This window comes from Pseudomonas sp. JV414 (assembly GCF_032424305.1).
Taxonomy (GTDB): domain Bacteria; phylum Pseudomonadota; class Gammaproteobacteria; order Pseudomonadales; family Pseudomonadaceae; genus Aquipseudomonas; species Aquipseudomonas lini.
The window spans coordinates 106,571-128,382 of the sequence record NZ_VYKC01000004.1 but is presented as its reverse complement, the minus strand read 5'-3'; the positions used below and the strand labels follow the sequence as shown (position 1 = coordinate 128,382).

Here is a 21,812-nt window from a genome sequence, read left to right as displayed (position 1 = left end):
GCCCAAGGCACTTTTCACGCGCCAGACCGTCTTACGTGCATGCATGTTTACCTATCTTTGAGGTGTGAGTGATGAAAGTCTGGATCTGTGTGCCGTTGATTGCCCTGGCACTCGCCGGTTGTGCCGGTAAAACCGCGTACCGTGACAGCTGCGGTAGCCAGCTCGACGCCGCCTGGCATGAACTGGACCTGGCCAAGGTCGAGGGCTTTGCCGGAACCGTCAGCTACTCCAAGGCGCTGTCGTTGCTGACCGGTGCCAAGACCCAGCAGCAATTTGAAGCATACGAGGGTTGTACCAAGAAGGCCGAGAAGGCGCGCTTCTACATTCGTGAGTCCCGCGCGGGCCGATAGAAACAGCTACAGTCTGTAAGCAGCAAGCGACAAGTGCGTCGTGCCGGCTTTGGGCTTACTGCTTGAAGCTTGCCACTGTTTACGGAGAAAACCATGATCGATCGGTTGGTGGCTCATGTATTGAGCCTGGACGTTCGTTTGCTGGCCTGTCAGGCACGCTTGAGTGCCCGCACCGACTCTGAAGCGCTGCACGATCTACGCACCACCGTGCGCCGTTTGCGCAGCTTGTTGCGGCCCTTGCGCGGTTTGCCTGGGGTCGAGCAACTGGAAGCGGCGGCATCCCGGGTCGGTGACCTGACCACACCGTTACGCGATCGCGAAGTGCTGGCGGCGTACCTGCTCCAGCACGATCAACCCGAGGCCGCACACCGGCGGATGGCGCGGATGGACGAGGCTTATCCCATTGTGGCGGCGAGCCCGGAAGTGGCGCAGATGCTGATGATCCTCGACGCCTTTCCACGTTTCCTGCGGGCTTCCCAGCGTCAGGGTTTGCTAAAGGGTTTGCGCAAGCGCATCGAAAAACGCCTGGGCAAACAATGGAAAAAACTCGACAAGGCCCTGCATGATCCGGCCCATGACCGCCATCGTTTGCGCCTGCTGATCAAGCGAGTGCGCTATGGCATCGAAGCCTATCCCGAACTGGATCGCTTGCCGGAAGCGGCCCTGCCCAACCTGAAATCAGCCCAGTCCGCTCTGGGCGATTGGCACGACAGCTGGCAATGGCTGGAACGCGCCAAAGAAGAGCCCGATTTGCAGCCCTGTATCGCGGTCTGGAAAACCACCTTGGCCAAGGCCGAAGAAAACGCCGACCGCGTCCTCGATAAACTCAGCGCCGCCTGCTTCAAATCCTGAAAACCCACCGCTCCCCGTAGGAGCTGCCGAAGGCTGCGATCTTTTGATCTTTAGCGCCATCATTTGCGCCGAAAATCAAAAGATCGCAGCCTTCGGCAGCTCCTACGGGGTTGTAGTGTTATCCGGCCTATCTGTCAGGCTCTTTGGCCGGAATAAGCGCTGTGTCGACTCTGCAGGCTGGTTAAGATCGCTCCATACATTTTCCTGTCTCTGGGGTTCCCATGCACTTTTCCGATCTGCTCGACGCTGTCCGCAGCCATCCGCAAGAGCTGTCTATTCCGGCCGAATGGGGTCAGGGGCGGGCGAGTTTTGGTGGCCTGATAGCCGCATTGCAATACGAAGCCATGCGCGCAAAAGTCCCGGCGGATCGTCCGGTGCGTTCGCTGGCAATCACCTTTGTCGGCCCGGTCGAGCCTGATGTGCCAGTCAGTTTTGAAGTCGATGTGCTGCGCGAAGGCAAAGCCGTCAGCCAGGTGCTGGGCCGGGCGATGCAAAAGGGGCAAGTGGTGACGTTGGTCCAGGGCAGCTTCGGCGCCTCGCGACCTTCCGAAGTGGCGGTCACGGCCAACGCTGCGCCTGAGATGAAGCACTGGGACAACTGCCAGGAAATGCCCTATATCAAAGGGGTGACCCCGGAATTCATGCGTCATTTGGCAATGCGCTGGAGCATCGGTGGCCTGCCGTTCACCGGCAACACCTCCCGCGATATGGGAGGTTGGGTGCGCTTGCGTGGAGAAGGGAAGGACGAGGTGGTCAGCGAGGCGCATATTCTGGCGCTGGTCGACGCCTGGCCGCCGTCCTTGTTGTCGCATTTGAAGAAACCGGCGGCAGGCAGCACGCTGACCTGGACCATCGAATTCGTCCAGCCGTTGCTCGCGTTGAGCACGCTGGACTGGTGCAAGTACCTGGTGGAAATCGAGTATGCCGCTGACGGCTACGGGCACGCCGCCGCAAAACTGTGGAGCGAAGACGGTCAGTTGATCGCCATGAGCCGGCAGACAGTAACGATTTTTGCGTGACGGCAATGGCGTTCACGCCAATCGGTGACCGTGATGTTGCAGACCCAGGGCGGCAAGCAGGCTTATGACACCGATCGCGATGCTCGCCAGATCCAGGCTGAACACCCCCGAGACCATCAGTAAAAACGCCACGATGAACAGCGGCACGGCAATCAGGTGCAACACCAGATTGGTCGGGTGCTGGTGATTATGCGGGTACGCTCGCCATTGCCAGGCGGGTAGGTTGGGATGACGTTTGCCCATGATGCATATCCTTTGATTCGTTGAGGCGCTTGAATAAAGAATAGGCTTGGCGCAAGCCGTCGGCGAATCAAGGCTGGCTATCGGCGCAATAGGTGTGATGGTCAGGATTGATGTTGCTCGGTCTGACGCCTTCGCGGGCAAGCCTCGCTCCTACAGGTATAGCGGCGCCCTTGTAGGAGCGAGGCTTGCCCGCGAAGAGGCCCTCAAAGCTTGAGCTGCCCGATGGCCTTGCTCAATTCCCCTGCCAACATCGCCAGCTCATTGCTGGTAATCGCCGAGTTCACGGTCTGCTGCACGGTGCTTTCGGTCACGTCGCGAATGCTCACCACCGCCCGATTCATCTCTTCCGCCACATGGCTCTGCTGCTCGGCTGCCACCGCGATCTGCGTATTGCTTTCACGCATCTGCGCCACCGCACTGGTGATTTCGGCCAGGGCCACACTGGCTTCCTGAGCCTGTTGCATGCAGTCGTCCGCCTTGAACGAGCTTTCCTGCATGAAGTCCACGGCGTCCCGAGTGCCGGCCTGCAGCGCTGAAACCATGGTGGTGATCTCGTCGGTGGACGCCTGGACGCGTTTGGCCAGGTTACGCACTTCATCGGCGACCACCGCAAAGCCGCGGCCCATTTCACCTGCCCGGGCCGCTTCGATGGCGGCGTTAAGGGCCAGCAGGTTGGTCTGTTCGGCGATGCTGTGGATCACGCTGACCACGCCATTGATCTTCTGGCTGTCCTCGGCCAGACGCTGAATCATCTCGGCCGTTTGCTGCACGCCGGTGGACAAGCCGCCAATCGATTTCTGCACCCGAGTGACCACTGCCTGGCCGCTGCCCGCCAGGGTGTCGGCGGTTTGCGAGAGGTCGCGGGTGGCGCCGGCGTGTTGGGCAATGTGATGGACCGTGGCGGTCATTTCGTTGATCGCCGTAGCGGCCTGATCGGTTTCGCTTTGTTGACCGAGCATGCCGTGACGCACCTCATTCATGCTCGAGGCCAGCCGCGCGGCACCGACATCCAGTTGCCGGGCAGTGCTGGCGACGGTGTTGACCACCCGCTGGTAACCGGCCTGCATGGCGTTGAAGGCGTTGGCCATCTGCCCGACTTCATCCTTGCAGGCCAGCGGCACACGGGCTGACAGGTCACCGGTTTTCTCGACGTGGAGCATCACGTCTTTCAAGGTGTTGAGCTGGCTGAGCAGAAAGCGGATCAACAGTTGCGACGCGCCGAGCATCGCCAGCATCAGAATGAACACCGCTACCGCGTAGTGGGTGAAGCGTTCGCCGAACACTTGGCTCAGGCTCGGGCCATAGGCAATCACCGCGGCTTGTTGACCATCAGGGCGAGTGAATACCTCGGCGCCCATTAATGGGTTCTCACCGAACAGTGGCAGGGTGTTGATTTCGACCCAACCGTTGGTATCGGTCAGCTCCAGCAGCGGTTGTCCGTTCAGTAACGGTGTCTGCCCGCGATTGAAGGTCAGCAGGTGATCGGCCTTGGGCAGCGGCTGCCCGGCAGGCCAGGCATTGAGTAACCGCACCTGGGCCTGGGCCGCCACTTGGGCGGCATGGCTTCGGGCCTGTTGCTCAAGTTGCACGGCGTACAGCACCAGCAACAAGGTGGTGACGAAGGCGACGGCGTTGACCGCCCAGAATTTGTATTTCAGCGAGATGTTGCTAAGCCAGGCACCCATGGAGGTCTTCTCTGATAGCGGAAACAGTTTTGGCAAGGTGCCAGCATTGTGCCGCTACTGAGGGAGGCTAAATTTGATGTGGGTCAACAGATTTTGTGCTGTATGAAAAAGATCGCAGCCTTCGGCAGCTCCTACAGGGGAATGCGATCCATGTAGGAGCTGCCGAAGGCTGCGATCTTTTCAGGCGTTACGCTAACCCAGGCAGGCCAAAGAAGGCTCGCGCACAGGCGGTGCTGTGAGCAGCCAAATCTTCCACCGTTTCCCCACGATGCAGCGCCACCTCACGCAACACTTCAGTCAGATACGCGGGTTCGTTGCGACCGTTTTTCGGCTTGGGGCGCAAACTGCGGGGCAGCAGATACGGCGCATCGCTCTCCAGCATCAAGCGCCCGCGTTTAATCTCTTTGACCAACGGATGCAGGTGCGTGCCCCGGCGTTCATCACAGATCCAGCCAGTGATGCCGATGTGCAAATCCAGATCGAGGTAGCTGAACAGCGCCTTTTTTTCACCGGTGAAGCAGTGCACCACGGCAGCCGGCAACTGGTCGCGGTAGTCACGCAGGATCTCCAGCAATCGTTGGCTGGCATCGCGCTCATGCAGGAACACCGGCAATTGCAGCTCGACCGCCATCGCCAGATGTTCTTCGAGGACTTTTTCCTGTTGTGGGCGAGGCGAGAAGTCACGGTTGAAATCGAGGCCGCATTCACCCACGGCCACCACGTTTGGCTCCTTGAGCAAACTGCGCAGACGCTGATCACTGTCGGCGTTCCAGTCGCTGGCCGAGTGTGGGTGAATACCGGCCGTAGCGAACAGCCGCTGAGCGCTTTCGTCCAGTTGCTGGCACAGCTCCAGAGCCTGTTCACTGCCCTCGACGCTGGTCCCGGTGAGCACCAGTTGGCAGACCCCGGCAGCATAGGCACGGTCGAGTACAGCCTGGTGTTTGTCGGCGAAACTGGGGTTGGTCAGGTTGACGCCGATATCGATGAGTTGCATGGTGCTACCTCGGACCAAAGGCCGGAAAGCATATCAGAGCTGTAGATTTATAAGAAAAGCCAAGAACTACAACGAGTTAAAGCTGTCTGTTGAGGCCGCGAGACAGGTTGGGTTGGTAGATTTGCCATCACTGTGCCACTCTCACGCACTTTGCCAGCGCTTCAGGCGCTCTGTTTCTGTCGCTCGACGTCATGAAATCACCCATGAAGTCGACCAGTATTCTTTCCGGAGAGTGGATGACTCGTCCCTCGGTTTTGTTACTGCTGTGTTGTTCGTTGCTGCTGCCAATGCCGGCGGTTGCGCGTCTGGCCGGGCCGTTGCAAGCCGTGCCGGCGGCCAAGGTCCGCGACTTGGCGGAGATTCGCAGCAGCCGCGTGTTGCGGGTGTTGGTCAACCAGAGCCGCAACAGCTCCGGAGAAGTCCAGGGCCAGGCCATCGGCGTCGAATATCACCGCCTGCGCGCTTTCGAACAATACCTCAACGGCCATGCCCGTGACGGCCAGGAAATCACCCTCAAGATCATTCCCAAAGCCAAGGATCAACTGCTCGGCGCGTTACAGCGCGGGGAGGGTGACTTGGTCGCGCCGGGGGAATTACTCGATCCGCAATCGGGCGTCGCGGTCAGTACCAGCCAACCTGTTGACAGCAATGTACCGTTGCTGCTGGTGGGGATCAAAGGCGAGCGACGTTACACCCGTCTCGAACAACTCTCGGGTAAAACCCTCGCGCTGCCCACTGGCAGTGCCGCCGGGGATGCGGTTAGTCAGATCAATCAGAAACTCGCGCTGCACAAACTGCCTCCGGTGAAGATCGAGTGGGTCGATCCCAGCCTGGCGGTCGAAGACGTGCTGGAAATGGTTCAGGGCGGGATTTTTCATCTGACGATTGTCGAGCAACCGATTGCCGAACGTTGGGGCAAGATCCTGCCCAAATTGCGCTTCGATCGACAAGTCGTTATCAGCGAGCCAGGCGAGGAGTACTGGTTCGTGCGCCGCGACGCCTCAATGTTGCGTTCGAGCATTGATCGCTTTCTAACTACCTACAAGAAGCCGTCGGACCAGGATGCGGCGTTTTTGCGGATCTATCGACGCTTGTATCAAGTGCACTATCCCTTGGCCAAGGCCGATCGGCAGCGCCTGGAAAAACTTCGACCGGTGTTGCAGAAACACGCTGAAGCCCAAGGCATGGACTGGCTGAACCTGGCGGCGCTGGCCTTCAAGGAGTCGGCGCTGCAGCCCAACGCCAGAAGCGGTAGCGGCCCCACCGGCCTGATGCAAATCACCCCGTCCGCGGCGCAACGGGTTGGCGTCAGTAACATTCAGAACCTCGACGCCAATGTGCAGGCCGGGGCCAAGTACCTGGCGATGATCCGTCGCAAGTTTTTTGCCAGCCCCAAACTCAACGAGCGCGAGCGCATGGCGTTCGTGCTGGCGGCCTACAACATGGGACCGGAGCGGGTTCAAGGCATGCGCACCGAAGCCCGGCGGCGTGGCCTGAATCCTAACCAGTGGTTTTTCCAGGTCGAGCGCATCGCCATGGAGCAGGTGGGAATGGGGGCTGTCAGCTATGTTAATAGCGTGAACAAGTATTACTTGGCGTTCGATCGGGAGCGGGAGTCGTTGGAGCCCCAGGGGCAAAAAGTGGCCTCACGGAAATGATCGACTAAGCTGATTGTTATGGTGCGTTTTTTGCGCTTTTAACATGAGTTTTACTGATTAATATAGCGGCCAACCAACACACACTCACAATGGATGACACAGCATGAGCACACTGATCAATAAGGTACTGTCCACCCGCGCCGGTTACGGTCTGACGATTCTGCGGATTGTCGTCGGCATCATTTTCGCGGCCCACGGCTCACAGAAACTCTTCGGGGCATTCGGTGGCTACGGCATTGCCGGCACCGCGCAGTGGATGGAAAGTATCGGCCTGGCGCCGGGTCACCTGATGGCGATTCTGGCCGGTGGTACCGAGTTCTTCGGCGGTCTGGCGTTGATCATCGGTCTGCTGGCACGCCCTGCAGCACTGGGGCTGACCTTCGTTTCGCTGGTCGCTATTTTCTCGGTGCACATCAGCAACGGCCTGTTTATGTCCAACAACGGTTATGAATTCGCCCTGGCCTTGCTCGGGGGTAGCCTCGCGGTACTGATCGAAGGTGCAGGCAAACTATCGGTCGACCGCGCCATCACCAACTGACCGTTCGGACTCAACAAAAAGGCCTGCATTGTGCGACGCACTGTGCAGGCCTTTTTTGTTGCGCGTGATTCTTGACACTGTCCGGTCGGCTTCTCTAGGATGCTGCACATGCGCCGATTTAAACAGCTACTTGCGGGGCGCCAGGTGACTCATTCAGTTGCCGATAGAAGCTTGAAACAGGCTTCGAAATACCGCTAAAGCGCTGGTTCGGTGTTGCCTCTCACCTGCCATGCAGACTTTTGAGGCAGAGACACGACCCAATGAATGCATTAAGCCCCGTTATACGTCCCGCGCCGATCACGGCACACCTCACCCAACGCAATCCAAAAATCCTGCTTGGCGGTAAACATCAGCCGACACTTTTGCGTTACCTCGATGGCTGGCCACGTCGTACGGGGGGGCCTGCTGCCTTCCTGATTCAGTTTGTTGATGACGGCGAGTCACTGGCACGGTTTGCCAGCGACAGTTTCGATCTGGCGGTAATTCTGGCCCCCAGCGTCGAGGATGCGCCGGAGGTGATCAGGCAGCTGACTCGCGTGGCTCGCCAAGGGCTGATTACCCGCCGCTGAGGCTCAGCGCGCCGCGGCTCAGAAATACTCGATCGCCACGATATACACGCATTGTTCACCGGTGGGTGTCTGGACTCGTACTTCGGCGTCCAGTGCCTTGCCGATCAAGGCGCGCGCCAGCGGTGAGTCGATACTGATCAGGCCTAGTTTCAGATCCAGCTCATCCGGCCCGACGATGCGATAGCGCGACTCCTTGCCGTCTTCATCTTCAATCGTGACCCACGCGCCAAAGTAAACCTTGTTCGGATCGCTGGGTTTCTCACTGACAACCTTGAGCGCTTCCAGGCGTTTGGTGAGAAAGCGCACGCGACTGTCGATCTCGCGCAGCATCTTTTTACCGTAGGTGTACTCGGCGTTTTCCGAACGATCGCCCTGCGCCGCCGCTTCGCTGACCGATTGCGTTACTTGCGGTCGGCGCACATGCCAGAGTTCATGAAACTCGGCCCGCATCCGCGCTTCACCTTCGGGGGTGATCAGCGCGGTGCCAGCGGTGCGGGGAGGGCGATAACGGCTCATGGCGACTTCTTGTGGTTGAATACGTGATCAGAGCGCTTGAGTTTATCAACCCTCGCGCAAGACTGTCAGGGGGCTGGCGTTCAAGGCGCGGCGCGTGCCGAACACACCGGCACCGCCGATCAGCACGGCGCCGATCAGTGGCAACACCAACAGCCATGGATGCGGATGCCAGGGCAGGTCGAAGGCGTAGCGGTAAAGCACCATACTCACCAGTTCCGAACCCAGTGCGGCCAACAACCCGCTGACCGCGCCGAGCAGACCGAACTCGATCCGCCGGGCCCGGACCAGCAACTGTCGCTCGGCGCCTAGCGCTCGCAGCAATGCACCTTGGCGGATGCGTTCATCGAGGGTTGCCTGCAAACCGGAGAACAACACCGCCATCCCCGCCGCCAGCACAAACAACAGCACGTATTCCACCGCCAGGGTGACTTGGCCAAGAATGCTGCGCAACTGCGCCAGCAAGGCTTCGACTTGCAGAATGGTCACTGCCGGAAAGCTGCGGGACAGGTCGACAATCTGCTGATCATGACCGGCCGCCAGATAGAAACTGGTCAGGTAGGTCGCCGGCAAGTCCTTCAAGGTGCCGGGCTGGAAGATCATGAAAAAGTTCGGCTGGAAATTGTCCCAGTTGATCTCCCGCAGGCTGGTGACTTTCGCCTCCCGATTAGCCCCGCCGACGGTAAACACCATGTGATCGCCGAGCTTGAGCTTGAGGCTTTCGGCGACTTTGCCTTCCACCGAAACACCGGGTATTTCATCTGCGGGTTGCTGGTCCCACCAGTTGCCGGCGGTGAGTTTGTTGCCCGCTGGCAGGTCGGCCGCCCAAGTCAGGCTCAGGTCGCGTTGAATGGCTCGATCACCAGCCGAATCCTTGCTGACGATGTCCTGTACCGGTTCGCCATTGATGCTGATCAGCCGTCCCGGCACCACGGGGTACAGCGGCGCCGATTGTGCCGACAACTCCATCAGTCGATCGGTAAAGGCTTGCTTGTCCGCCGGCAGAATGTTCAGGGCGAAATAATTCGGGGCATTTTTCGGCAACTGGTTTTGCCAGGTGTCGAGCAACTCGCCACGCAGCAAAGCGATCAATGCCATGGACAGCAGAATCAAGCCGAAGGCCAGGGCTTGACCCGCCGCCGCCAGTGGATGGCGCAGCAGTTGGCCCAACCCGAGGCGCCATGGCAATGAGGCGCGCGCGAGCATCCGGCGCAGGCTCTTCAGTAGTAGCAACAGCAAACCGCCCAGCACCAGTGCCGCGATCACACCGCCGCCGAGCAGGGCGAAGGTCAGCAACAGGTCCAGGCTCAAGCGCCACATGATCAGGCCGAGGGCGCCCAATGCCGCGCCATAAACTATCCAGGTGCTGGACGGAATCGGCAGCATGTCGCGACGCAACACGCGCAGCGGTGGCACTCGACCCAAAGCGGCCAATGGCGGCAGGGCGAAACCGGCGAGCGCGACCAGTCCGGTGCCGATCCCGGCGATGGCCGGGAACAGGCCCCCCGGTGGGACATCGGTCGGCAGTAAATCACGCAGCAGCGCGAACAGCCCGAGCTGCGCCAGCCAGCCGAGCAGGGCGCCGCTGATGCTGGCGAGCAGCCCGAGTACGGTCAGTTGCAGACTGAACAGCACCATGGTTTCCCGACGGGACAGACCCAGGCAGCGCAGCAATGCGCTGGCATCGAATCGGCGCGTGGCGAAGCGTGTCGCCGACAGCGCCACCGCCACACCGGACAGCAGAACCGCCACCAGACTGGCCATGTTCAAGTAGCGTTCAGCCTTGCCCAAGGCGCCGCCGATCTGCCGGTTGCCATCGCGAGCATCCTGGATGCGTTGATTGGCCGCCAGGCCTGGCTTGATCAGCTGCCGATAAGTTTCCAGCGCCGAGGCGTTGCCGCGCCAGAGTTCGCGGTAACTGACCCGGCTGCCGGGTTGCACCACGCCGGTTGCCTCAAGATCGCTGAGGTTGATCAGCACCCGTGGCGTCAGGCTGTAGAAATTGCCGGCGCGATCCGGTTCGTAGGTCAGTACTCGCGCCAGCTTCAGCGTTTTCATGCCGACATCGATACTGTCGCCGATCTTCAAGTCCAGTGCGGTCAGCAGTCGCGCTTCGACCCAGGCTTCGCCGGGTTTCGGACCGCCGCCGGGTTCTTCCGGCGCGAAGGGCGCGGGGGCGCTTTTCAGTTCGCCGCGCAACGGGTAGACGTCGTCGGCGGCTTTGATGCTGGACAGCTGAATGCCGTTGTCGGTGGCGATGACGCTGGAAAACTCCACCACCTGAGCGTGCTCAAGGCCCAGCTCGGTGCCGCTTCTGACCTGCTCGGGCCGAGCCGGTGAGCTGCCTTCGAGTACCAGGTCGGCACCGAGAAACTCGGTGGCGCGCAGCATCATGGCGCCGTTCAGGCGGGCACCGAAGTAACCGATGGCGGTACTTGCCGCCACGGCCACCAGCAAGGCGAAGAACAACACCCGCAACTCACCGGCGCGGGCATCGCGCAACAGTTGGCGGATGGCGAGGCTGAACAGGCGCAACAGCGGCAAGCGTGCCATCAAGGCTCCAGAGGGGCGACCAGCAGGCCGGCTTCAAGGCGGATCAGGCGCCGGCAGCGATGTGCCAGGCGTTCGTCGTGGGTCACCAGCACGAGGGTCGTGCCGCTTTCCTGGTTGAGTTCGAATAGCAGATCGCTGATGCGCTCGCCGGTGTGGCTGTCGAGGTTGCCGGTGGGTTCATCGGCGAACAGCACGTCGGGCTCGGCGGCGAACGCCCGGGCAATCGCCACACGTTGCTGCTCGCCACCGGAAAGCTGACGCGGCGAGTGCGTCAGGCGCTGGCCCAGACCGACCCGTTGCAGCAGTTCGGTGGCGCGCTCGCGGGCGTCTTTTCGGCCATCGAGCTCCAGCGGCAGCATGACGTTTTCCAAAGCATTGAGACTGTCGAGCAGCTGGAATGATTGAAAGACAAACCCCACGTGCTCGGCGCGGATGCGCGCGCGTTGGTCCTCATCGAGATTGCTCAGGCCTTGCCCGGCAAGGGTGACTTCGCCGCTGCTCGGCAGGTCGAGGCCGGCGAGCAGGCCGAGGAGGGTAGATTTGCCGGAGCCGGAGGCGCCGACGATGGCCAGGCTATCGCCCTTGTTCAGTTCCAGGCTGAGTTCGTGCAGGATAGTCAGTTCACCTTCCGCGCTCGGAACCACTTTGCTGAGGTTCTTCGCGGTGAGAATGCTTGCGCCCATGGAGAATCCGATGCGAGTGTGGTTTTTGAGTGCTGGCCTGGCCTTGATGTGCATGGCCCAGAACGCAGCGGCGGGTACAGTCCTGATCGTTGGCGATAGTATCAGCGCCGGTTTCGGCCTGGATACCCGCTTGGGGTGGGTGTCATTGCTCGAGCAACGGCTCAAGCGCGAAGGTTTCGACGATAAAGTGGTCAATGCATCCATCAGCGGCGACACCAGTGCCGGAGGCCGGGCGCGCCTGCCGGCGCTGCTTGCAGAGCATAAGCCTGCGCTGGTTATCCTCGAGTTGGGGGGCAACGATGGGTTGCGCGGAATGCTGCCAACACAATTGCAACAAAATCTTGCGTCGATGATCGACAGCTCCCGCGCCAGTGGTGCCAAGGTATTGCTACTGGGCATGCAACTGCCACCCAACTACGGTGTGCGTTACACCCAGGCCTTTGCCGAGGCTTACACCAAGGTGGCCGATGAGAAAAAGATCCCGCTGGTGCCGTTTTTTCTCGACGGTGTGGGCGGTCATCCGGACCTGATGCAAGGCGACGGCCTGCACCCGGCTGCGGCGGCTCAGGACAAGTTGCTGGAAAATGTCTGGCCGACACTGAAACCGCTGCTTTGACGCTTTTCTAGTGGCGGTGTTTCGGCTAAGGTGGCGCCCCCGATTTGGAGCCCCCGATGCCGCGTCCTGCCTGGTCCCTTTTTGCCTACCAACTGATCGAGCCTGACGAACAGCTGGATCTGTTCGCCTGCCAGGAAGTGCGGGTGCATCTGGTGACCCGTCAGCTGGAGTTGGGCGGCTCGGTGGATCGAACCTTGTGCGGCAGCCTGTTGCCGGCGCAACCGCGCTGGTCGAGCGTCGACCGTACCGTGTTCCAGGACCAGCGCCTGTGCTCGTTGTGCCGGGCCATCCTGGAATCGCAAAAACGCGGCACTTCGCCGATCTGGCCCGAGTTGCGGTTCGAGCTTTAGGGCCCTGTGGGGCGAGGGAGCTTCCTGTGGCGAGGGGGCTTGCCCCCGTTGGGTTGCGAAGCGACCCTAAATCCGCTCAACGCGGTTCCGCAGTCAGAACGCGTTTACCGGTTTTACGACTGCTGCGCAGCCGAACGGGGGCAAGCCCCCTCGCCACAGGCAAGCCCCTCACCGCAGCCCCCCAACCGCAGGTCTTTACGTCTCCCCGAAATAACGGAAGGCGGTGTACAATTCCATTTTTATACCCTTGTCGATCATGCGAAGGATTTTCCGGATGTTGCCGCGCTTTCCCGCCGTCACCCGCTGCCTGTCTCTTGCCGCCCTCTGTGTCGCGGGTCCGGTAGCAGCATTGGAGCTACCCCTGCCACCACCCGGTGAAGACATCATCGGCCAGGTGCAAGTGATCAAGGCCAAGTACGAAGATACCTTCGCCGACCTTGGCACCACCTACGATCTGGGCTATTCGGAAATGGTCGCCGCCAACCCTGGTGTTGATCCATGGTTGCCGGGCGCAGGTACCGAAGTGGTACTGCCGACGCGCTTCATCCTGCCGCCGGGTCCCCGTGAAGGCATCGTCATCAACCTGGCTGAATACCGTCTTTACTATTTCCCGAAAGGCCGGAACGTGGTGTACACCTTCCCGCTGGGTATCGGCCGTGAAGGCTGGGGCTCGCCGATTGCCCACACCAGCATCATCGCCAAGACGCCGAACCCGACCTGGACCCCTCCAGCGTCGATCAAGGCCGAGCACGCCGCCGATGGCGATCCACTGCCGAATGTGGTGCCAGCCGGCCCGGACAACCCGCTGGGGCCGTTCAAGTTCACGCTGGGCACTCCGGGCTACCTGATTCACGGTTCGAACAAGAAGTTCGGTATCGGCATGCGCACCAGCCACGGTTGCTTCCGCATGTTCAACAACAACGTACTGGAAATGGCCAGCATGGTGCCGGTCGGGACGTCTGTGCGGATCATCAACGACCCGTACAAGTTCGGCCTCAGTGCCGGCAAGGTTTATCTGGAAGCGCACACGCCGCTGGACGATCTGGGCAACCCTTCGGTGGTCGACAAGCACACCGCAGTGATCAATGCGATGCTCAAGCGTGAGGACATCACCAACAACTTGCGCATGAACTGGGATGTGGTGCGTGACGTGGTTGCCGCTGAAGATGGCCTGCCGGTGGAAATCGCGGTACCGGGTACCTCGGCACCGATGGTCACGAGTGCACCGATCGACCTGCAGCAGTAACGCGTTAAAGCAACCCGCCGATGCAGGCCGCGTCGGCGGGTTTTTTATGGCCTGCAGAAAGTGCGGGCAATAAAAAAGCCGACCCAAAAAATGGGTCGGCTTGATAACAATCCCGAAGGACTATTACTTGCGGCTAGCTTTTTCCAGCATGCGCAGAGCACGCTCGTTAGCTTCGTCAGCAGTCTGTTGTGCTTTTTGAGCAGCAGCCAGAGCTTCATCAGCTTTACGGTAAGCTTCGTCTGCACGAGCCTGGGAGCGAGCTGCTGCGTCTTCAGTAGCAGTCAGACGTGCTTCGGTTTCTTTCGATACGCTGCTGCAACCGGTAGCCAGAACTGCGGCCAGAGCCAGAGCAGAGAATTTCAGAACGTTGTTCATCGTGTTCCCCTTCAAGGACTTTCTATTAAGTAGCTGTCTCCTCAGAGTGAGGAAATAGCCGGCGTACATACTACCCATTACTTGTAGTAAGTAAACTGACGTAGAGCAAGAAGCAAAAAAAATTGTAGGCGTTGATTCTTTTTCGAGCAACTTTTAACTGCATTGTATAAAAAATATCCAGCTGCGAGGCCCGAACTGAGCGAGCCGCCGAAGAAAAGTTCCCCACCTCGGCAGCTGTTTTTCAGTCTCGACTAAAGTCTGTCTAGATGGAATCGTCCACACTTTTGTTCGGATTTTGCGCAGCGGCTCTCATATCTTTATCCATGTTGAGGTGACTTAAACAAAGGGCGCTCGTCTTAAGTCTCAATATCCGGCAATGTTCAGGCCTGGCCCGGGAATATCCCGGTCGGGCCGCCCCTGCATTACCCCAAGCAGCCCCCGCCTGCCAGCATGACGAGCGTCCCTTGAGCATTTCTGCCAATGGTGCCTACTATTTGATACGTGCTCGGTTGCGCGAGATGGGTGTTGCTCTCGGTGTCCATTCAGGCACGGGGTGGCGTAGATGTTCCTTCGCCGGAAAAACATCGGTAAGGTAGGGGTCAGAATTAAAGACCCGCGAGGAGTAGTGATGAGCGAGGCGTTGTCCATCCACCATGACCAGGCTGGTCATCAGTTCGAGACCACTGTGGACGGTTATCGTGCCTACCTGACCTATATGGATCTGGGAAAACAGACCCTGGATATTTATCGCACCTTTGTGCCCAACGCGCTGCGTGGTCGCGGCATCGCGGCGGCGTTGACCGAGCAGGCACTGCAATACGCCGAGGAAATGGGCTACACGGTCATTCCATCGTGTTCCTACGTGGAGCGCTACATGGAACGCCACCAGCGGCATGCCGCCAAGCTGTGAACAAAGCGAACGCATAAAAAAACGCCAGGTTTGAACCTGGCGTTTTTTTATGCGTGAAACGAAACGGCGATCAGCTGCGATTGCGTTTGGGCAGCACATCCTTGAGCTTGGCGTGCATGCTGCGCAAGGTGTTCTCGGTAGCGGTCCAGTCGATGCAGGCATCGGTGATTGACACGCCGTATTGCAGGTCGGCGAGGTCTTTCGGGATCGCCTGGCAGCCCCAGTTCAGGTGACTTTCGACCATCAGGCCGATGATCGACTGGTTGCCTTCGAGGATCTGGTTGGCGACGTTCTCCATCACCAGCGGTTGCAGGGCCGGGTCCTTGTTGGAGTTGGCGTGGCTGCAATCGACCATGATGTTCGGCTTGATCTTCGCTTTGTTCAGCGCTTGCTCGCAGAGCGCGACGCTGACCGAATCGTAGTTCGGTTTGCCGTTACCGCCGCGCAACACGACGTGACCGTAGGCGTTGCCCTTGGTGGTGACGATCGACACGCCACCTTCCTGGTTAATGCCCAGGAAACGGTGCGGGCTGGAAACCGATTGCAAGGCGTTGATGGCCACTGTCAGGCCGCCATCGGTGCCGTTCTTGAAGCCGACGGCCGAGGACAGGCCGGAAGCCATTTCACGGTGAGTCTGGGATTCGGTGGTGCGTGCGCCGATCGCCGACCAGCTGATCAGGTCCTGCAAGTATTGCGGGGAGATCGGGTCGAGGGCTTCGGTCGCGGTCGGCAGGCCCATTTCGGCCAGGTCCAGCAGCAACTGACGACCGATGTGCAAGCCATCCTGAATCTTGAACGAGTCGTCCAGGTACGGGTCGTTGATCAAGCCTTTCCAGCCGACGGTGGTGCGTGGCTTCTCGAAATACACGCGCATGACCAGATACAAGGTATCGGACACTTCCGCCGCGAGCACTTTCAGACGCTCGGCGTATTCGTGGGCAGCCTTGATGTCATGGATCGAGCACGGCCCGATCACGACGAACAGGCGGTGGTCGGTACCATCAAGAATGTTGCGAATGACTTCGCGGCCCTTGGTGACGGTGCGCAGGGCAGCGTCGCTCAGAGGAATATCACGCTTGAGCTGATCGGGAGTGATCAGGGTCTCGTTGGAAGCGACGTTAAGGTCGTTGATCGGTAAATCAGCCATCGTTTACTCGTCAGGTCACGGGTGCCGGCCGCCAGCGAACCCGCGCGGCGGAGCACAGCAAATTTAAGCGCGTCGGGGAGCTGAACCTTAGCGCGTTACACCGTGGCTCGACAATGGGCAGACACCGGTTTAACTATGCAAATGCCTTGCGAACCGTGTCGTGGGAGAACTCGTCGGCGTGTTGCTGGACCCATTCGAGAGCGAGGGCCTGAATATCCTGCAGGTCGTCGTGTGCGTCATGCTGGCGGCGGTAACGTTCGATCTGACACACCTGTTCGCCCATCCTGGCACTGAATAGCATCTGTTCGTCAACAAAGGCGATGCCGACCAGATAGCCGCGCTTGCGTCGCAGGCACCAAGCCACATAGCCCAGAAAACACAAGTCCGGGTTCAGGGTCGGCATGCGTACTTCCAGCGCCGTACCGTGGCGCCACGCGCGGTGGTAATTGCAAGCCATGCCACCGAGGCTGATAGTGTGCAGCTGTTGTCGCGAAATACACTCATGTTTGAACAACGTTAATTCGACGGGCACATCGTCAGGATGAGGAAGATAACGTCTCATGAACACGGACTCCCTGTGTCGGCCATATGACATCGTTTCTCCCAGTATAGTGGTCGAATCGGAACTGACTGATTTTGACGCCGACCAACGGTTGCTGGCGATGAGCGGCATTTCCCTGGTGGTCTTTACCAGCGTCGGCTGCGCCAGTTGCCGTTTTGCCCGTGAGCAATTGCCCGTGCTCGATCTGGCGGTCGATCGACTGTGCTGGATTGATGCGGGGAACAACGGTGGCGTGGTCGAGCGTTATCGGGTCTTTCATTTGCCGGCGCTGTTTGTGGTGCGCGACGGTGAATTCTTTGGGGCACTACAGTCGCGTCTGACCCGCACAGCGCTCAACGAAGCTGTGAGTCAGGCGTTGAGTCGACAAGCAGAGGAGTTGCCATGACAGACACAGTGGCCAAACCGACAATCGGCATCATCGGGACCGGCGCAATCGGTGGTTTCTACGGGCTGATGCTGGCGCGTGCCGGCTTCGATGTGCACTTTTTGTTGCGCAGTGAGTTTTCAGCGGTGGCCGAACGCGGCTTGCATCTTGACCATGCGTCGTTGGGCCCGCTGACCCTGAACCCGGTCCAGGCCTATTCGTCGGCTGCCGACATGCCGCCGTGTGACTGGCTATTGGTGGGCGCCAAGACCACCAGTAATGCGGACCTGGCACCGGCCATTATTCAAGCCGCGGCACCTGATGCCAAAGTGCTGTTGCTGCAAAATGGCCTGGACATCGAAGACAGTCTGCGCGAGTTACTCCCCGATTCGCTGCATCTACTCGGCGGGCTCTGTCTGATCTGCGTCCATCGCGCCGGCCCAGGGGTCATTACCCATCAGGCGCTCGGGGCCGTGAACGTCGGCTACCACAGTGGTCCCGTCGCCGATGAACAGGCGCGCATGAATATCGTCGAGGAGGGCGCCGGTCTGTTTCGCGTCGCCGGCATCGACTCCCAGGCCATGCCGAATCTGCATCAGGCGCGCTGGCAGAAACTGGTCTGGAATATCCCCTACAACGGCCTGTCGGTTCTGCTTGGGGCCAGCACCACGCCGTTGATGACGGATACCGACAGCCGCGCGCTGGTTCAGGCATTGATGGCCGAAGTGGTTCATGGGGCCAAGGCCTGTGGTCACAACATGCCGCCGGGTTACGCCGATTATCTGTTCATGATGACCGAGAAAATGCCCGATTATTGGCCGAGCATGTACCACGACTTCCTGCACAAGCGGCCGCTGGAACTGGATGCCATCTACACTCGGCCACTGGCAGCGGCGAAAGCGGCGGGATGTGAGTTGCCGCGAATTGAAGCCTTGTATCGCAGCTTGAGTTTTATCGACCGACGTAATCACTGAGTCGGTCAACAGGAGAGGGAAGGGCATGGCCAATGGCATAGACGACAAACTGGTGTTGGCGATTTCTTCGCGAGCGCTGTTCGATTTGAGCGAGAGCCACAAGGTTTATCTGTCGAGCGGCGTCGAGGCCTATCGGCAATACCAGATCGAACACGAAGACGAAATTCTCGAGCCCGGCGATGCGTTCCCATTAGTCGAAAAACTCCTGAACCTGAACGCCAGTCTCGGCCGTGCCCGGGTCGAGGTGATCCTGGTGTCGCGCAACAGCGCCGACACCGGCCTGCGGGTGTTCAATTCGATTCATCACTATGGCTTGGCGATCTCACGTGCGGCATTTGTCGGCGGGCGCAGCCCTTATCCGTACCTCAAGGCCTTTGGCTGCGACCTGTTTCTTTCGACCCATTCCGACGATGTGCGCAGTGCGCTGGATGCGGGTTTCGCCGCAGCGACTATTCTATCGGGCGGTGCCAGTCGCGCCGCCAGTGATGAATTGCGCATTGCTTTCGACGGTGACGCGGTGCTGTTTTCCGATGAGTCGGAGCGGGTCTATCAGTCGGGAGGCCTGGCGGCGTTTCAGGCCAGCGAGCGTGAGGCCGCCCGCGAGCCTTTGCGCGGCGGGCCGTTCAAAGGCTTCCTCGCGGCGCTCAACCTTTTGCAGCGCGAGTTCCCCGATGATGCGTGTCCGATCCGCACCGCGCTGGTGACCGCGCGCTCGGCGCCGGCCCATGAACGGGTGATCCGCACCTTGCGTGAATGGGACATCCGTCTGGACGAATCGCTGTTTCTTGGCGGGCTGACCAAATCAGCTTTTCTCGAAGCCTTTGCCGCCGACGTATTTTTCGACGATCAGGCCGGCCATTGCGAGCTGGCCCGCGAAGTGGTCGCCACCGGTCACGTGCCGCATGGCATCAGTAACGAGCCGTCGATTTAAAGCGCCACGGTTCAATACGTTGCGCCGAACGCCGCTCTCGCCACGGCACTGCTAAGCTGAATCAATCTCCGCCATGTTGGCATTAAAGGAGGTCACTATGATTCATTCGATGCTGTATGCCACCGACCTCGGTCTGTATGCACCTTTTGTGATGCAGCATGCGTTGGCACTGGCTCGAACATTCAATGCCGACTTGTATGTGGTGCACGCGGTTGAGCCGATGGGGTTGTTCGCCGAATCGGTGCTTCAGAGTTACCTCGATGAGCAGGCCCTGAACGAGTTTCACAGTCAGGGGCTGAATACGGTGATTGCCAATATCGAGCAGCGGGTGCTCGACAGCTTTCGCGAAGAACTGGGGGATGAGGGGGAGCAGGACCTGGAACGGATTCGGGCAGTGCGAGTGCTGCAGGGCGATCCGTCGCAGGTGATTCTCGACCAGGCGCAGAAACTCTCCGTCGATTTGCTGATCGTAGGGAGTCACAGTCATGGCGCTGGCGCGGAAACGCCATTGGGTCGAACCGCTGCGCGCGTGTTGCAACTGTCCAGGGTGCCGGTCTATTTGGTGCCGCTGATGGAACGTCGCCGCAAAGGGGATCGCTAGGACACGAATAATGGCATTTTGATAAAAAAGTTCTAGATTTATTAATCAAACCATTAATATAGTTATATACCGTCGCTGATGCCCGTGGCGTCTACCTGCTTTGAGGGATTCATATGAAGCTCCAACAATTGCGCTACATCTGGGAAGTGGCGCACCACGACCTCAACGTTTCAGCTACAGCCCAAAGCCTCTACACCTCGCAACCGGGCATCAGCAAACAGATTCGTCTGCTGGAAGACGAATTGGGGGTCGAGGTTTTCGCGCGCAGCGGCAAGCACCTGACCCGGGTGACCCCGGCCGGCGAGCGCATCATCACCACCGCTGGTGAGATCCTGCGCAAAGTTGAAAGCATCAAGCAGATCGCCCAGGAATTCTCCAACGAGAAAAAAGGCACCCTGTCGATCGCCACCACGCACACTCAGGCGCGTTATGCGTTGCCACCGGTGATCAGCAACTTCATCAAGCAATACCCGGACGTTGCCCTGCACATGCACCAGGGTTCGCCGATGCAGATCGCCGAGATGGCCGCTGACGGCACCGTCGATTTCGCCATCGCCACCGAAGCCCTGGAACTGTTCGGCGACCTGGTGATGATGCCGTGCTACCGCTGGAACCGCTGCGTGGTCGTGCCTCAGGGCCACCCGCTGACCAAGCTGTCGAAGCTGACTCTCGAAGCGTTGGCCGAATACCCGATCGTGACGTACGTGTTCGGTTTCACCGGTCGTTCGAAACTCGACGAAGCCTTCAGTCATCGCGGCCTGACACCGAAAGTTGTATTCACCGCCGCCGACGCCGACGTGATCAAGACTTACGTTCGTCTGGGCCTGGGCGTGGGTATCGTGGCGAAAATGGCGGTCGACACCAAGCTCGACAGCGACCTGGTGGTGCTCGATGCCAGCGAGTTGTTCGAATCCAGCATTACCAAAATCGGTTTCCGTCGCGGCACGTTCCTGCGTGGTTTCATGTGCGACTTCATCGAGAAATTCGCGCCGCACCTGACCCGCGAAGTCATGGCCAAGGCCATTCAGTGCCACAACAAACAGGAACTGGAAGAGCTGTTCGACGGCGTCGAACTGCCGGTGCATTAATCGTCAATCGTCTTGCCTAGACCACCTCGGTAACAGAAAACTGTTGCCGAGCGCCCGCCACCAGAATCTCCACTTCATCCCCTTCGAACTTGCCCAGCAGGCTTTTGCCCAGCGGCGAGCGGGGGGTGATGACAGTAATCAGTTGCCCCACCAGATCAATCTTCAGCCCGGCCGCGTCAGGGGCCAGGAACAGCCACTGTTCGCGCCCCTTTTCGTCTTCCAGACCGAGCAGGGCACCGACTTCGATACCGCGCTGATCATCATAAGGCCGCAGTGTCAGGTTCTGGCAAAGGGTCAATGACTGCCTGATTTCTTCCACTCGTCTGGCCTGTCCGGCCGCCAGGTAAGACGCCTCCAGCCCCAGCGTGTCGTACTTGTTTTCGGCGATGTTTTCTTCGTGGGTCGCGGTTTCGTAAGCGGTTTGCGCGGCCCGCTCGGCGATGTCGAGATCGATCCGCAGCTTGTCGATAATCAGTTGGTGGACGGTCGGCTTGTGCATAGAGAGCTTCATGATCAATCGCAGAATTGCAGGACGTTGGCGCGGCTTTTTTCGCTCGGCGCAGTTTGATTCTGCTGCAGCCAGAACTGGCATTTTGGATTGGACAGATTGTGTTTGCTGCTTCTGGCCTGTTCCACCATTTGCTGCTGTTCATTCCTGCGCAGGTGATCCTCGTACTGTTCGAACATCGGGTTCTGCGGCGCAGGTTGGGCAGGTTGCTCAATCACCGGTGGCTTGGCCAGTTGCTCCACCGCCTGGGCCAAGGGCGCCAATTGCTCGTTGAACAACAGGCGCCAGGCGAGCCAGCAAGTCAGTGCGATCGCGATGAATCCCAGCCACAAACCGAGGGCAATGCTGCCGGTCAGTTGCAGCGCATTAAACTGGATCGGCAAGGGGCGGCGCGGGTTTGGGCGGTAGGGCATTGCTGCCTCCTGGCGGGTGGTCGCGGGCAAGTGGCGATTGTCGCATGAAGATTAATCGCCGTCGGCTCTT

The 21,812-nt window shown here is 59.6% G+C and carries 25 protein-coding genes and 1 pseudogene; 15 read left to right on the top strand and 11 right to left on the bottom strand.

The window, feature by feature from the left end; translation table 11 throughout:
• Positions 1–71: 71 nt before the first annotated feature.
• The 3 genes from F6R97_RS07760 (at position 72) to F6R97_RS07750 (ending at position 2,221) form a co-directional block, all read left to right on the top strand.
• Positions 72–350, top strand: a complete 279-nt coding sequence (locus F6R97_RS07760; protein ID WP_052964059.1) for a hypothetical protein — start codon at positions 72–74, stop codon at positions 348–350.
• A 93-nt stretch (positions 351–443) separates the two neighbouring features.
• Entirely contained in the window at positions 444–1,202 is a 759-nt protein-coding gene (locus F6R97_RS07755; RefSeq protein ID WP_038982192.1) for a CHAD domain-containing protein, read from the top strand.
• A 221-nt stretch (positions 1,203–1,423) separates the two neighbouring features.
• Positions 1,424–2,221: an acyl-CoA thioesterase gene (locus tag F6R97_RS07750; RefSeq protein ID WP_038982193.1), complete on the top strand. Its 798-nt coding sequence runs from the start codon at positions 1,424–1,426 to the stop codon at positions 2,219–2,221.
• 18 nt (positions 2,222–2,239) lie between these two features.
• On the opposite strand, the pseudogene F6R97_RS07745 reads toward F6R97_RS07750, so the two are convergent.
• The 3 genes and pseudogenes from F6R97_RS07745 to F6R97_RS07735 all read right to left on the bottom strand — a co-directional run.
• A pseudogene (locus tag F6R97_RS07745) lies at positions 2,240–2,464 on the bottom strand (Mpo1-like protein); the annotation flags it as partial.
• Between the two features lie 203 nt (positions 2,465–2,667).
• Entirely contained in the window at positions 2,668–4,149 is a 1,482-nt protein-coding gene (locus F6R97_RS07740; RefSeq protein WP_315866340.1) for a methyl-accepting chemotaxis protein, read from the bottom strand.
• 187 nt (positions 4,150–4,336) lie between these two features.
• A complete protein-coding gene (locus F6R97_RS07735) occupies positions 4,337–5,143 on the bottom strand; it encodes a TatD family hydrolase (RefSeq protein WP_315866339.1) in 807 nt (268 codons plus the stop codon).
• A gap of 236 nt (positions 5,144–5,379) precedes the next feature.
• On the opposite strand from F6R97_RS07735, the gene F6R97_RS07730 reads away from it, so the two are divergent.
• The 3 genes from F6R97_RS07730 (at position 5,380) to F6R97_RS07720 (ending at position 7,908) form a co-directional block, all read left to right on the top strand.
• Positions 5,380–6,801, top strand: coding sequence for a transglycosylase SLT domain-containing protein (locus tag F6R97_RS07730; RefSeq protein WP_038982196.1), 1,422 nt, complete (start codon positions 5,380–5,382; stop codon positions 6,799–6,801).
• Positions 6,802–6,904: 103 nt separating this feature from the next.
• Positions 6,905–7,339, top strand: a complete 435-nt coding sequence (locus F6R97_RS07725) for a DoxX family protein (RefSeq protein WP_038982197.1) — start codon at positions 6,905–6,907, stop codon at positions 7,337–7,339.
• Positions 7,340–7,599: 260 nt separating this feature from the next.
• Positions 7,600–7,908: a hypothetical protein gene (locus F6R97_RS07720; protein ID WP_038982198.1), complete on the top strand. Its 309-nt coding sequence runs from the start codon at positions 7,600–7,602 to the stop codon at positions 7,906–7,908.
• Between the two features lie 18 nt (positions 7,909–7,926).
• Here the strand turns inward: F6R97_RS07720 and greB are convergent, their stop codons facing one another.
• The 3 genes from greB to F6R97_RS07705 are packed head-to-tail and all read right to left on the bottom strand — an operon-like array spanning position 7,927 to position 11,657.
• Positions 7,927–8,424, bottom strand: coding sequence for a transcription elongation factor GreB (gene greB / locus F6R97_RS07715; protein ID WP_038982199.1), 498 nt, complete (start codon positions 8,422–8,424; stop codon positions 7,927–7,929).
• A 45-nt stretch (positions 8,425–8,469) separates the two neighbouring features.
• The gene (locus F6R97_RS07710) at positions 8,470–10,974 is read right to left on the bottom strand and encodes an ABC transporter permease (protein WP_038982200.1); all 2,505 of its coding nucleotides are present in this window, start codon (positions 10,972–10,974) and stop codon (positions 8,470–8,472) included.
• Complete coding sequence (locus tag F6R97_RS07705) at positions 10,974–11,657, bottom strand: ABC transporter ATP-binding protein (RefSeq protein WP_007899869.1); 684 nt, start codon at positions 11,655–11,657, stop codon at positions 10,974–10,976. The genes F6R97_RS07710 and F6R97_RS07705 overlap by 1 nt, the downstream gene beginning before the upstream one ends.
• A gap of 10 nt (positions 11,658–11,667) precedes the next feature.
• Between F6R97_RS07705 and F6R97_RS07700 the strand changes: the two genes are divergently transcribed.
• The 3 genes from F6R97_RS07700 (at position 11,668) to F6R97_RS07690 (ending at position 13,869) form a co-directional block, all read left to right on the top strand.
• Positions 11,668–12,273, top strand: coding sequence for an arylesterase (locus F6R97_RS07700; protein WP_038982201.1), 606 nt, complete (start codon positions 11,668–11,670; stop codon positions 12,271–12,273).
• 56 nt (positions 12,274–12,329) lie between these two features.
• Positions 12,330–12,623, top strand: a complete 294-nt coding sequence (locus F6R97_RS07695) for a hypothetical protein (RefSeq protein ID WP_008075246.1) — start codon at positions 12,330–12,332, stop codon at positions 12,621–12,623.
• A gap of 274 nt (positions 12,624–12,897) precedes the next feature.
• Positions 12,898–13,869: a L,D-transpeptidase family protein gene (locus F6R97_RS07690; RefSeq protein ID WP_038982202.1), complete on the top strand. Its 972-nt coding sequence runs from the start codon at positions 12,898–12,900 to the stop codon at positions 13,867–13,869.
• Between the two features lie 123 nt (positions 13,870–13,992).
• On the opposite strand, the gene oprI is transcribed toward F6R97_RS07690, so the two are convergent.
• Positions 13,993–14,244: an outer membrane lipoprotei OprI gene (gene oprI / locus F6R97_RS07685; protein WP_003172710.1), complete on the bottom strand. Its 252-nt coding sequence runs from the start codon at positions 14,242–14,244 to the stop codon at positions 13,993–13,995.
• A gap of 628 nt (positions 14,245–14,872) precedes the next feature.
• Between oprI and F6R97_RS07680 the strand changes: the two genes are divergently transcribed.
• Positions 14,873–15,154 (top strand): GNAT family N-acetyltransferase, encoded by a 282-nt coding sequence (locus F6R97_RS07680; protein ID WP_030132333.1) that lies wholly within the window; start codon positions 14,873–14,875, stop codon positions 15,152–15,154.
• A gap of 70 nt (positions 15,155–15,224) precedes the next feature.
• Here the strand turns inward: F6R97_RS07680 and F6R97_RS07675 are convergent, their stop codons facing one another.
• Positions 15,225–16,301 carry a 3-deoxy-7-phosphoheptulonate synthase gene (locus tag F6R97_RS07675; RefSeq protein ID WP_038982203.1) on the bottom strand — a complete coding sequence of 359 codons (1,077 nt, stop codon included), beginning with the start codon at positions 16,299–16,301 and terminating at the stop codon, positions 15,225–15,227.
• Positions 16,302–16,434: 133 nt separating this feature from the next.
• The gene (locus tag F6R97_RS07670) at positions 16,435–16,863 is read right to left on the bottom strand and encodes a PilZ domain-containing protein (RefSeq protein ID WP_038982204.1); all 429 of its coding nucleotides are present in this window, start codon (positions 16,861–16,863) and stop codon (positions 16,435–16,437) included.
• Between F6R97_RS07670 and F6R97_RS07665 the strand changes: the two genes are divergently transcribed.
• The 5 genes from F6R97_RS07665 (at position 16,862) to cysB (ending at position 20,821) form a co-directional block, all read left to right on the top strand.
• Positions 16,862–17,248, top strand: a complete 387-nt coding sequence (locus F6R97_RS07665) for a thioredoxin family protein (RefSeq protein WP_038982205.1) — start codon at positions 16,862–16,864, stop codon at positions 17,246–17,248. The genes F6R97_RS07670 and F6R97_RS07665 overlap by 2 nt on opposite strands.
• The gene (locus tag F6R97_RS07660; protein WP_315866338.1) at positions 17,245–18,201 is read left to right on the top strand and encodes a putative 2-dehydropantoate 2-reductase; all 957 of its coding nucleotides are present in this window, start codon (positions 17,245–17,247) and stop codon (positions 18,199–18,201) included. Before F6R97_RS07665 ends, F6R97_RS07660 begins: the two co-directional genes overlap by 4 nt.
• A 25-nt stretch (positions 18,202–18,226) precedes the next feature.
• On the top strand, positions 18,227–19,132 hold the full coding sequence (locus tag F6R97_RS07655) for a 5'-nucleotidase (protein ID WP_008075703.1): 906 nt from the start codon (positions 18,227–18,229) through the stop codon (positions 19,130–19,132).
• Positions 19,133–19,229: 97 nt separating this feature from the next.
• Positions 19,230–19,733 (top strand): universal stress protein, encoded by a 504-nt coding sequence (locus tag F6R97_RS07650; protein ID WP_007899922.1) that lies wholly within the window; start codon positions 19,230–19,232, stop codon positions 19,731–19,733.
• 113 nt (positions 19,734–19,846) lie between these two features.
• Positions 19,847–20,821 carry an HTH-type transcriptional regulator CysB gene (cysB, locus tag F6R97_RS07645; protein WP_007899921.1) on the top strand — a complete coding sequence of 325 codons (975 nt, stop codon included), beginning with the start codon at positions 19,847–19,849 and terminating at the stop codon, positions 20,819–20,821.
• 16 nt (positions 20,822–20,837) lie between these two features.
• On the opposite strand, the gene F6R97_RS07640 is transcribed toward cysB, so the two are convergent.
• Positions 20,838–21,320, bottom strand: a complete 483-nt coding sequence (locus F6R97_RS07640; protein WP_315866337.1) for a transcription elongation factor GreAB — start codon at positions 21,318–21,320, stop codon at positions 20,838–20,840.
• Between the two features lie 14 nt (positions 21,321–21,334).
• Positions 21,335–21,742 carry a hypothetical protein gene (locus tag F6R97_RS07635; RefSeq protein ID WP_050681923.1) on the bottom strand — a complete coding sequence of 136 codons (408 nt, stop codon included), beginning with the start codon at positions 21,740–21,742 and terminating at the stop codon, positions 21,335–21,337.
• Positions 21,743–21,812: the final 70 nt, after the last annotated feature.

Bases quoted from the DNA above. Each gene is read 5' to 3' on its own strand.
- F6R97_RS07660 (WP_315866338.1), top strand. From the start codon at position 17,245: ATGACAGACACAGTGGCCAAACCGACAATCGGCATCATCGGGACCGGC.
- F6R97_RS07640 (WP_315866337.1), bottom strand. From the start codon at position 21,320: ATGCACAAGCCGACCGTCCACCAACTGATTATCGACAAGCTGCGGATC.
- F6R97_RS07635 (WP_050681923.1), bottom strand. From the start codon at position 21,742: ATGCCCTACCGCCCAAACCCGCGCCGCCCCTTGCCGATCCAGTTTAAT.
- oprI (WP_003172710.1), bottom strand. From the start codon at position 14,244: ATGAACAACGTTCTGAAATTCTCTGCTCTGGCTCTGGCCGCAGTTCTG.
- F6R97_RS07725 (WP_038982197.1), top strand. From the start codon at position 6,905: ATGAGCACACTGATCAATAAGGTACTGTCCACCCGCGCCGGTTACGGT.
- F6R97_RS07705 (WP_007899869.1), bottom strand. From the start codon at position 11,657: ATGGGCGCAAGCATTCTCACCGCGAAGAACCTCAGCAAAGTGGTTCCG.
- F6R97_RS07735 (WP_315866339.1), bottom strand. From the start codon at position 5,143: ATGCAACTCATCGATATCGGCGTCAACCTGACCAACCCCAGTTTCGCC.
- F6R97_RS07695 (WP_008075246.1), top strand. From the start codon at position 12,330: ATGCCGCGTCCTGCCTGGTCCCTTTTTGCCTACCAACTGATCGAGCCT.
- F6R97_RS07665 (WP_038982205.1), top strand. From the start codon at position 16,862: ATGAACACGGACTCCCTGTGTCGGCCATATGACATCGTTTCTCCCAGT.
- F6R97_RS07690 (WP_038982202.1), top strand. From the start codon at position 12,898: ATGTTGCCGCGCTTTCCCGCCGTCACCCGCTGCCTGTCTCTTGCCGCC.
- F6R97_RS07760 (WP_052964059.1), top strand. From the start codon at position 72: ATGAAAGTCTGGATCTGTGTGCCGTTGATTGCCCTGGCACTCGCCGGT.
- F6R97_RS07755 (WP_038982192.1), top strand. From the start codon at position 444: ATGATCGATCGGTTGGTGGCTCATGTATTGAGCCTGGACGTTCGTTTG.
- F6R97_RS07710 (WP_038982200.1), bottom strand. From the start codon at position 10,974: ATGGCACGCTTGCCGCTGTTGCGCCTGTTCAGCCTCGCCATCCGCCAA.
- F6R97_RS07655 (WP_008075703.1), top strand. From the start codon at position 18,227: ATGGCCAATGGCATAGACGACAAACTGGTGTTGGCGATTTCTTCGCGA.
- F6R97_RS07680 (WP_030132333.1), top strand. From the start codon at position 14,873: ATGAGCGAGGCGTTGTCCATCCACCATGACCAGGCTGGTCATCAGTTC.
- F6R97_RS07675 (WP_038982203.1), bottom strand. From the start codon at position 16,301: ATGGCTGATTTACCGATCAACGACCTTAACGTCGCTTCCAACGAGACC.
- F6R97_RS07700 (WP_038982201.1), top strand. From the start codon at position 11,668: ATGCGAGTGTGGTTTTTGAGTGCTGGCCTGGCCTTGATGTGCATGGCC.
- F6R97_RS07650 (WP_007899922.1), top strand. From the start codon at position 19,230: ATGATTCATTCGATGCTGTATGCCACCGACCTCGGTCTGTATGCACCT.
- greB (WP_038982199.1), bottom strand. From the start codon at position 8,424: ATGAGCCGTTATCGCCCTCCCCGCACCGCTGGCACCGCGCTGATCACC.
- F6R97_RS07670 (WP_038982204.1), bottom strand. From the start codon at position 16,863: ATGAGACGTTATCTTCCTCATCCTGACGATGTGCCCGTCGAATTAACG.
- F6R97_RS07730 (WP_038982196.1), top strand. From the start codon at position 5,380: ATGACTCGTCCCTCGGTTTTGTTACTGCTGTGTTGTTCGTTGCTGCTG.
- F6R97_RS07740 (WP_315866340.1), bottom strand. From the start codon at position 4,149: ATGGGTGCCTGGCTTAGCAACATCTCGCTGAAATACAAATTCTGGGCG.
- F6R97_RS07750 (WP_038982193.1), top strand. From the start codon at position 1,424: ATGCACTTTTCCGATCTGCTCGACGCTGTCCGCAGCCATCCGCAAGAG.
- cysB (WP_007899921.1), top strand. From the start codon at position 19,847: ATGAAGCTCCAACAATTGCGCTACATCTGGGAAGTGGCGCACCACGAC.
- F6R97_RS07720 (WP_038982198.1), top strand. From the start codon at position 7,600: ATGAATGCATTAAGCCCCGTTATACGTCCCGCGCCGATCACGGCACAC.